The organism is Corallococcus aberystwythensis, assembly GCF_003612165.1.
Classification (GTDB): Bacteria; Myxococcota; Myxococcia; order Myxococcales; family Myxococcaceae; genus Corallococcus; species Corallococcus aberystwythensis.
Map to the genome: position 1 here is coordinate 22409 of NZ_RAWK01000109.1, position 7510 is coordinate 29918.

At 67.6% G+C, this 7510-nt stretch carries 6 protein-coding genes and 2 pseudogenes; 5 read left to right on the forward strand and 3 right to left on the reverse strand.

Annotated features, from left to right (window positions below):
- Positions 1-15 precede the first annotated feature (15 nt).
- Positions 16-885: a hypothetical protein gene (locus D7W81_RS19210; protein ID WP_120556848.1), complete on the forward strand. Its 870-nt coding sequence runs from the start codon at positions 16-18 to the stop codon at positions 883-885.
- The gene (locus D7W81_RS19215) at positions 885-3296 is read left to right on the forward strand and encodes a fibronectin type III domain-containing protein (protein WP_120556849.1); all 2412 of its coding nucleotides are present in this window, start codon (positions 885-887) and stop codon (positions 3294-3296) included. Before D7W81_RS19210 ends, D7W81_RS19215 begins: the two co-directional genes overlap by 1 nt.
- Positions 3297-3307: 11 nt before the next feature.
- On the opposite strand, the gene D7W81_RS42005 is transcribed toward D7W81_RS19215, so the two are convergent.
- Both D7W81_RS42005 and D7W81_RS19225 read right to left on the reverse strand, forming a co-directional pair.
- Complete coding sequence (locus D7W81_RS42005; RefSeq protein ID WP_147445543.1) at positions 3308-3790, reverse strand: hypothetical protein; 483 nt, start codon at positions 3788-3790, stop codon at positions 3308-3310.
- Positions 3791-3830: 40 nt separating this feature from the next.
- Positions 3831-4052, reverse strand: a complete 222-nt coding sequence (locus tag D7W81_RS19225; RefSeq protein WP_147445544.1) for a hypothetical protein — start codon at positions 4050-4052, stop codon at positions 3831-3833.
- Positions 4053-4470: 418 nt separating this feature from the next.
- Between D7W81_RS19225 and D7W81_RS19235 the strand changes: the two genes are divergently transcribed.
- The 3 genes and pseudogenes from D7W81_RS19235 to D7W81_RS44425 all read left to right on the forward strand — a co-directional run.
- A complete protein-coding gene (locus tag D7W81_RS19235) occupies positions 4471-5262 on the forward strand; it encodes a hypothetical protein (protein WP_120556853.1) in 792 nt (263 codons plus the stop codon).
- 530 nt (positions 5263-5792) lie between these two features.
- The gene (locus tag D7W81_RS19240; protein ID WP_120556854.1) at positions 5793-6032 is read left to right on the forward strand and encodes a helix-turn-helix transcriptional regulator; all 240 of its coding nucleotides are present in this window, start codon (positions 5793-5795) and stop codon (positions 6030-6032) included.
- 257 nt (positions 6033-6289) lie between these two features.
- Positions 6290-7093: pseudogene (locus tag D7W81_RS44425) on the forward strand (tyrosine-type recombinase/integrase); the annotation flags it as partial.
- Positions 7094-7277: 184 nt separating this feature from the next.
- Here the strand turns inward: D7W81_RS44425 and D7W81_RS19250 are convergent.
- A pseudogene (locus D7W81_RS19250) lies at positions 7278-7505 on the reverse strand (YraN family protein); the annotation flags it as partial.
- Positions 7506-7510 lie beyond the last annotated feature (5 nt).

Consider the following 7510-nt stretch of genomic DNA (forward strand, 5'->3'; position numbering starts at 1 on the left):
CCCTTCTGGGAGGGCATGGCCTATCTCACCCTCAGTGGCATCGAGGTGCGGTGCTCGACGTCGAAGGGGCTCGCCCAGAAGCCCACGCTGCGAGGCCCGCGCGTGCGGAGCTTCAGTGGCTGGGCACAGAGCGGCACCCGTTCGCGCGACTTCACCTGGTCCGGCGGCACGCCGCCCATGCCGATGGCGGAAGCGCAGGCCCTGCGCCGTCTCATCGACGGCGACGGGCACAGCTGGGACTTCGAGGCCAACGGCACCGACGGGCTGGTGAGCAGCAAGGGACTCACAGGGGCGGTGGTGGGCTCCGTTGGCGTCGGGCCCGGCAGCTCCACGCCGCGCTTCGGGACGGGGGGATTGGTGCTCGCGGCGGGCGCCTCCGTCACCTGGGCCACGGCCACCACCGGCAGGTACTTCGTCGGCGCGTGGATGAGGGGCGCCTTCAGCGCTGGAGCGTGGGCGCACGTCATCGTCGACGCGAACGGGGACCAGAGCTGGCTGAACGGCGAGGAGTGGATGGCGGCTGGTGACCTCATTGCCACGACAGGCATCGGCCTGGGCGTGGGCCTCGTCACCCCCAGTGCTCTCTCCGTTTCCAACCGCACGGCCGACACCGGCACCCCGAGCGTCCTGAACATCGACGACCTGGTGCTGCTGCCCTACGAGGTGCCGCGAGCGTGGATTCCCCAGTGGTACGTGTGGGGCGCTGCTGGCCAGCCCTTCGGGGTGCTGCCGTACCACACGGCCGCTGGCGCCGGACTCCCCGCGCCCTGCCAGGTGCTGGGACAGGCGCTCGACGCGCAGGCGGTGGAGTACGAGGAAGGCGGCTCGCGGGTGCAGGGCCAGTACATGGACTTCGAGCTGTGGCAGCAGCCGGAGGCGGCCTGATGCGCACGCTCTCCGTCAACGCCGCGGCGCTGGCCTCATGCCGGGCCGGCTTCGCGTCGCACGTCCGTGTCCTGGTGCAGCGCGGCTCTACGTGGGTGGACCTCTCAACGCTGCTGGGCGGGGACCACCTCCTCGGGGCGTCCTGGTCGGACAGCATCGAGGCGCCGGTGTCGACTGCCAGCGTGGCTGTCGTTCGCAACGGGCCGGACGGGAAGCGCCTCTCGCTGGCGCCACTGGTGGTGGCCAGCTTCTTCAACACGAGCGGAGGGGCGTACGTGCCACTCATCCGCGTGGGCGCGTACTTCCGCATCGAAACCGCCGCCGCCCCACTCGGCACGCGGCGCGCGGACGTGCCTCCGAGCTCGTGGACCGAGGCGTGGCGTGGCCGCATCGACGAGGTGGACCCCGGGCCGGAGGAGATGACCTTCAGCGGCCGGGACCTGGGCGGCGTCTTGCAGGACTCGCACATCGAGACGGACAGGGCCTACGGAAGCGCGGCCGGCGTCGCGGTCCAGTCCGTCATCCAGTCCATCCTCAACGACAACGGAATGGGCAGCTACGGGCTCTACACGCCCGTGAATCCGAGCAGCGTGCGTGGGCCCTACACCCAGAAGCAGGAGCCCATCCTGGATGCCCTCCGCTTCCTCGCGGAGCAGATTGGCTGGGACGTCCGCATGCGCTGGCGGCCGGATGCGAACGCCTTCGCGCTTACGCTCTGGAGCCCTGACCGCGCTGCGACGACGCCTGTCGTCAGCTACGGACCGGACTACTACCTGGAGGTGCCTCAGGTGCGGCAGAGCTTGGAGTACGTCCGGAACGTCGTACAGGTGGTGTACTCCGACAAGGCGGACCTGGACTCCACTGGCGCGCGGAAGCGTAAGACGGTGGAGGTCAGCGACGCCGCCAGCATCGCCCTCTATGGGCGCAGGTGGATGCGTGTTGCGGAGGCTGCGTCATCGCTCATAGACACCGCGGCGGAGGCGCAGCGCCTAGCGAACGCAGCGCTCGCGGACCTCTCCGAGTCGGCGGTGAGCATGTCACTGACGCTGCCCGGGATTCACGGGTACCTGGAGTCCTCCGACTTCATCGAGGTGAAGCCTGACGGCGTGCGCTTCGACTCCGGGCAACTGCTCGCCGTCCAGTCCGTCAGCTTCGAGGCCGCCTCCAGCGGAGAGGCGCGCACGAAGCTTGAGCTGCGTGGGCGCCCGGCGACGAGCTTGGCGGTCTGGGCGTCGAAGGAGTCCCGCCCCGGTGTCGCGCCGAGCGTTCCATTCACCGGCCCGTCGGCTCCGTCCGGGTTGGCGGTGACGAACACCGTCAACGGCTTCAGCCTTACGTGGACGCCCGCGGCCACCGGCCCCGCCTGGGACTCCTACGAACTCCACATCAGCAGTTCGCCCAGCTTCACACCCTCGCAGGCAACCTTCCGAGCCAACAGCCGCGCCACGCGCTTCGACGTGCAGGACCTGGTCGCCGGCCGCGCCTACTACGCGCGCGTCATCCCACGCGACGTGAAGGGCAACGCGGGCCCGGCCAGCGCGGAAGTGACCCTCGCACCCAGGTACGTCGCCCCCTCCATGCTGATGCCCAACGTAACGTACGCAGCGCTTCCGTTGAATGCTGACTTCGAAGCGCTCAGCAACGTGTCCCTGCCCCCGGACGGCTGGGGGCTCTCGCCGGGTACCTGGAACGTGGACGGCTTCGACGAGCCTACCAGCGTCTTCAGCGGTGCGCGGTCCGTGCGCTTGGCGCCAACGCTGCTGGCAACGAAGCTGGGCAGCACTCCCTTCGTCGTTCGGCCCGATGACCTCGTGTACCCCAGCGTCCTCATGCGAGGGAACACGGAGGGCACCAACAACAACTTCAACTGCGTTCTCTGGCTTGCGTGGCTCGACGGCAACGGCAGCTTGCTCCCCTCCGGCGGCATCTCGACGGTGGATGTGGGCGTCGCCTCGTCGCTCTGGAAGGACCTTGGCAGAGGAAAGTACGCCGTTGCACCCGCCAATGCGCGCTACTGCCAACTGTACGTCGGCAAGGGCAACGCCCTGGCGTACACGCTCTTCATCGACTCGGCTCGCGTCGTGGTGCAGTCGAAGCTGGAGAAGCCCGTGGCGGCGACGCTCATCACCGCGTCGGGTTGGGTGTGGACAGGGGCACCGCGCGACTTCCCGTCGTACTACCGAAACGAGGGGGAGACCGTCTTGGCGGGCAGCATCAAGAGCGGCACCTTCGGCTCCTCCTGCTTCCAGTTGGACCCCGGCTACCGGTCCGCGGAGGAGTTGCGTTTCCCCGTGGTGAGCAATGGCGCGTTCGGTTGGGTGAAGGTGACGACCGACGGCTACGTCACACCCATGGCCGGCAGTACGACGGAGCTCAGCCTCGACGGCATCCGCTTCCGCGCGGCGGCGTGAGGGACATGCTCCTACTCGGCTGGCGTGGGGGCGGCTGAGTCGTCGATGTCCTCCGTCGCCTCGGCGTCATCTGGTTGAGCTTGGCGCAAGTCCCCAAGCATGAGCATGGCTTTTTGGCAGTCTTCCATCGCCGCCTTGAGCTTTTCCTGTTCTGGCGAAGACAGGCCTTTGACGTGATCAACGAGTTGCCTGAAATAGATGAGCGACTCGATAAGTCGATCAAAGGCATCGCTTGCCCTCTTCATGGTCATGGTGAATCGCTTTTTCGCCTCACGAGCCGTGACGTAATCAGTTGCGAGGACCGCATCAAGCGACTCGCTCGATGAGTTCTTCAGGACCGCAACCAGAACGTTGGCCTGAGAGAAAGACTCTGCGTTTTCGCGGAGCGTGCCGCAGTTCCTCTTCACCTCAGTCGGACGAAACGTCGGCGCCGCATGTCCTGAAGAAACGCTCAAGAGCAGAAGCCCTGCCACCAACCCGGTGTGTCTCACCATGGCTGGTGAGAATACCCGGCAAGCACCGCCCCGCTACCCCCTACCCGTCGTGTAGCCCCAGACTGCACACCCGTCCGTAGCTCATGACGAAGGTCGGGCCGCCGCAGGTGGTGCAGCGCTCCTCGGGCGGAATCTCGCGCGGCGATGGGGGGCTCGGGTCGGCCTTGCCCTGGATCCGGGCGAGGTCGCGCAGGTAGTCCGCGCGGACCTGTCGGTGGCGCTGCAACTCAGGTGACGGCTTCGTGGGTCGGCGGTGACGCATCGGCCCTCCTCCGGAGAAGAAGGGGCGCAGCCGGTACTACCGCCGCTTCCGCTCACGAGCAGTAGGAGCAGCGCCCTCGGCTTTCTCCGCCAGCGCCTCCAACTCGGGGAGGGCGCCCTCAAGAGCCCGCGAGATCAGTTCGCTACGGCCGCGGTAGCCCAGCACGCCAGCCAGTTGGTCAACACGGTCCGAGAGCCAACGCGGAAGCGTGATGGTCACCGGTTTCGTCTTCTGGTCCTCACCTCTTGGGGGCAGCACTGGCATGGCAGTGAAGGTACGGCTTTTCATCGTATCGAACAACGCTCCTTTACTATGATCTTTCATATGATAACCATGACCATCGCTGCGCAGCGAGCGGCCTCTTGCTCTCCCGGACGGGGGTGTGCTGTACGCTCGAATTCAGGAAAGGTCGGGTCCGATGAACACGAGCAGCACTCATGCGTCGAAGGGGCACACGGGCGGCGTCGGGCCGTTCCGCTTCGGGGCGAGGGTGAAGGGCATGGGCTGGCTGGGCCGCGTCTACCGCGCGTGGAATGCGGGCAGCGGGGCTCCGGCGCTGGTGGTAGTGCCGACCGGCGAGCAACCGGACATGGTGCCGGTGGAGACGTGGCGCCTGCGCCTCACGTCCTGCCCCAGCCCCGCCTACCTTGCGCTCGAAGTCGAGTCTGGCCCGGCAACGCCCTCGGCGGATGCGGAGGACGAGCTGGTGGACATGCTGGATGATCTGCGTGATGCGGCGCGAGAGGCGGTGCGCACGCCAGGTGTGTTGAAGCACCTCGTATCCCCCGCAGCTCGGAGGCCCAGAGGGCGGCGTGTGGCGGGCGGACGCATGGGGCTGCGATTCGTGGCGGCGGGCGCGCTCGCAGCTGCGGTCGTCGTCCTGGCGGTCAGCACGACCACGCCTACCTCCGAACCATTCGACGAGCGGACTCTACCCGCGATGACGCCCGCCCATGCCGTGTTCACCGACCTCGCGTCCGGCGCCGGGAACCGCCTTCCGGACCGCTACCGAGTCCCCGACGTGCCCATGGACGGGCAGGCGCGTGCCCCGTGTCGCTCGCCTTCGGTCGAGGTAAACGGCGGGTGCTGGCTGAAGCTCGACGCCAGCGCTCCCTGCCCGAAGAACTCGGCCGAATACCGCGGAGGCTGCTACGTGCCTGTCTCCGCGACGAAGAAGGACAACGTCACCGCACCGGGCGGGCTGTACTGACGAACGCAGCACCGGCTTGACAGCCGCGCAGTGCCAGCCGTACCTTGATTCACGCTGTATCGCAGGACTCGCTAGAGCTTCGGCTCAGTCTAGTAGCGAGACACCACCTCTGCCGCTTTGGCGGCCACATTAGAGCGCCGCTTCCTGAGGGGTATACCGCCGGTACGTCCGGGTACAACTCAGGGCGCCGCTCCGGCGCGGCACTCACGGACTAGACTACGTGGGTGTGCGCGCCGTCTTGTCGAGGTGGCGGCATGTCAGCACAACGACCCGCGAAGCAATCAGCGCAGGCGCCGCGTGCGGACACGCCATCCCGTCTCAGGGCTCGCGCTCACGGACCAGAAGACATGGACGGAGGTGCCGTCTCTACGTCCGCGCCGTCTCGCGAATTGGACGCAAGCCCTGAGACGGGACGGAGCGCCCCTCTGCGCGTGCCAGCGCGCTCCAGTGCACGCCCTCCCTCCGACTGGCGTCGAAGCTGCATCGCGCGCGGTACCAACGCCACGGCAGAGTCCGACAACGAGGTGAGCATGAGCTGTGACGGGAGCAGTTCCAGTGAGGGGGTGCGGCTGGCGGCCGTGCCCGAAGAGGGTTTCTGGGATGCGGAGAAGGTGGCCACCTACCTTGGCGTGTCCACCGCATGGGTGTGGAAGCAGGTCCGCGCGAATACGGGCTTCCCCTTCGTGAAGCTGGGGACGCGCAACTACCGCTTCAGCCCGGCGAAGGTGCGAGCGTGGGTTGAGCAGCAGCCCTCGGAGAAGCGTCCGTGACGAGCGTCTACTTTCGCCCCAACCGCGCCGGGAAGGCACTCCTCGCGGCTGGCAAGCGCCTTCGCCGGGAGGCCCCGACCTACGGCACCTGGTGGCTGCGCTACCGCGACGAGGCGGGCCGTAAGGTGCGTGAGGCATGCGAGGCGCGAATGGAGGCGGAAGCCGAACGCCTCGTTCACGAGAAGGCGATGCGAGCGGAACGCGTCCGTGCGGGCCTGGAGAAGATGCCGGTGCCGCCTATTTCCTGCGCAGAGCTCATGGAGAAGTACGAGGCGGCGAGCCAACACTTGGCGAGCATCAAGATTGTGAGGAGCCAGCTGCGACGATGGATCGCACCACACTTCGGCAAGAAGCTCGTCACGCAGGTGACGCCCGCCGACTGCGAGGCGCTGCTGCAGAAGTCCCGCGACGCAGGCCAGGCGGAGACAACAACCCGAGTCCTCTACATCCGGGCGCGTCACGCCTTCGAGTACGCGCGCAAGAAGTTGCTCGTCATCGAGAAGAACCCATGGGCGGCGCTGAGCCACCCTCCCCTGCCGCGCCGGTCTGTGACGGTGCTTCGGCCCGAACAGATTGCGGCGCTGATTGCAGCGGCCGGGCCCTGGCGCCCCCTACTCCTGGTGGCGGTTCTGACGGGAATGCGCCGCGGCGAGCTGGCCGCACTCCGGTGGGAGGACATTGACTGGAGCGCCGGAGCGAATGGCGTCATCCACGTGCGTCGGAGCTGGGGGCGGGACACCACGAAAGGCGGGAAGGAGCGCGTCGTTCCGGTGCACCCGCAGTTGCGACCGGAACTGGAGGCGCACCAACGCAAGGCCGGCGCTTCACAGGAGCTCGTGTTCCCGTCCTCTCGCAGTGGTGGGATGCGGCACTCAGCGTGGCCGGCGACGGCGCTCCTACGCAACATCGCGGTCCGCGCGGGTGTGGTGCTCCCCGAGCGCTACACTTTCCACGGCCTCCGCAAGCAGTTCGGCAGCCTTGTGCACCAAGCCACCGGGGACCTCGTGGCCACGCAGCGCCTGCTGGGGCACTCCACGCCCCAGATTACGGCGGCCGTTTACCTCTCGACCGACGTGGCACACCTCGAGCATCAAATGGGGAGGTTCCGCTTGGTGGCGGGCGAGCACACGCCGAGCACACAGGCTACTGTCCAGGTCGCGCCCGTTCGCGAGGCGGCCGGCAACCACCCACAACTACAAGGGATTCCTGCCATGCCCGCGCTTGAATCTGCGGCAAGCGATTCTAGAAGAGATAGTGCAGCGCGGCCTTCACCACCCGGCGCTGCTTGGCGAAGGACACGGTGTGCGACGGGTCTCCCCAGGCCGCGGTGGAGCGCATGCGCACCTCCACGAAGCACATGAGGTCCCCCTGCTCCGCCACGATGTCCAGCTCGCCGTAGCGGCACGTCCAGTTGCGCGCCACCACCCGGAAGCCCTGCGACTCCAGCAGGCGCACGCCCTGCGCCTCCGCCACATCCC

Bases quoted from the DNA above. Each gene is read 5' to 3' on its own strand.
- D7W81_RS19210 (WP_120556848.1), top strand. From the start codon at position 16: ATGGCCTATCTCACCCTCAGTGGCATCGAGGTGCGGTGCTCGACGTCG.
- D7W81_RS19225 (WP_147445544.1), bottom strand. From the start codon at position 4,052: ATGCGTCACCGCCGACCCACGAAGCCGTCACCTGAGTTGCAGCGCCAC.
- D7W81_RS19215 (WP_120556849.1), top strand. From the start codon at position 885: ATGCGCACGCTCTCCGTCAACGCCGCGGCGCTGGCCTCATGCCGGGCC.
- D7W81_RS19240 (WP_120556854.1), top strand. From the start codon at position 5,793: ATGAGCTGTGACGGGAGCAGTTCCAGTGAGGGGGTGCGGCTGGCGGCC.
- D7W81_RS19235 (WP_120556853.1), top strand. From the start codon at position 4,471: ATGAACACGAGCAGCACTCATGCGTCGAAGGGGCACACGGGCGGCGTC.
- D7W81_RS42005 (WP_147445543.1), bottom strand. From the start codon at position 3,790: ATGGTGAGACACACCGGGTTGGTGGCAGGGCTTCTGCTCTTGAGCGTT.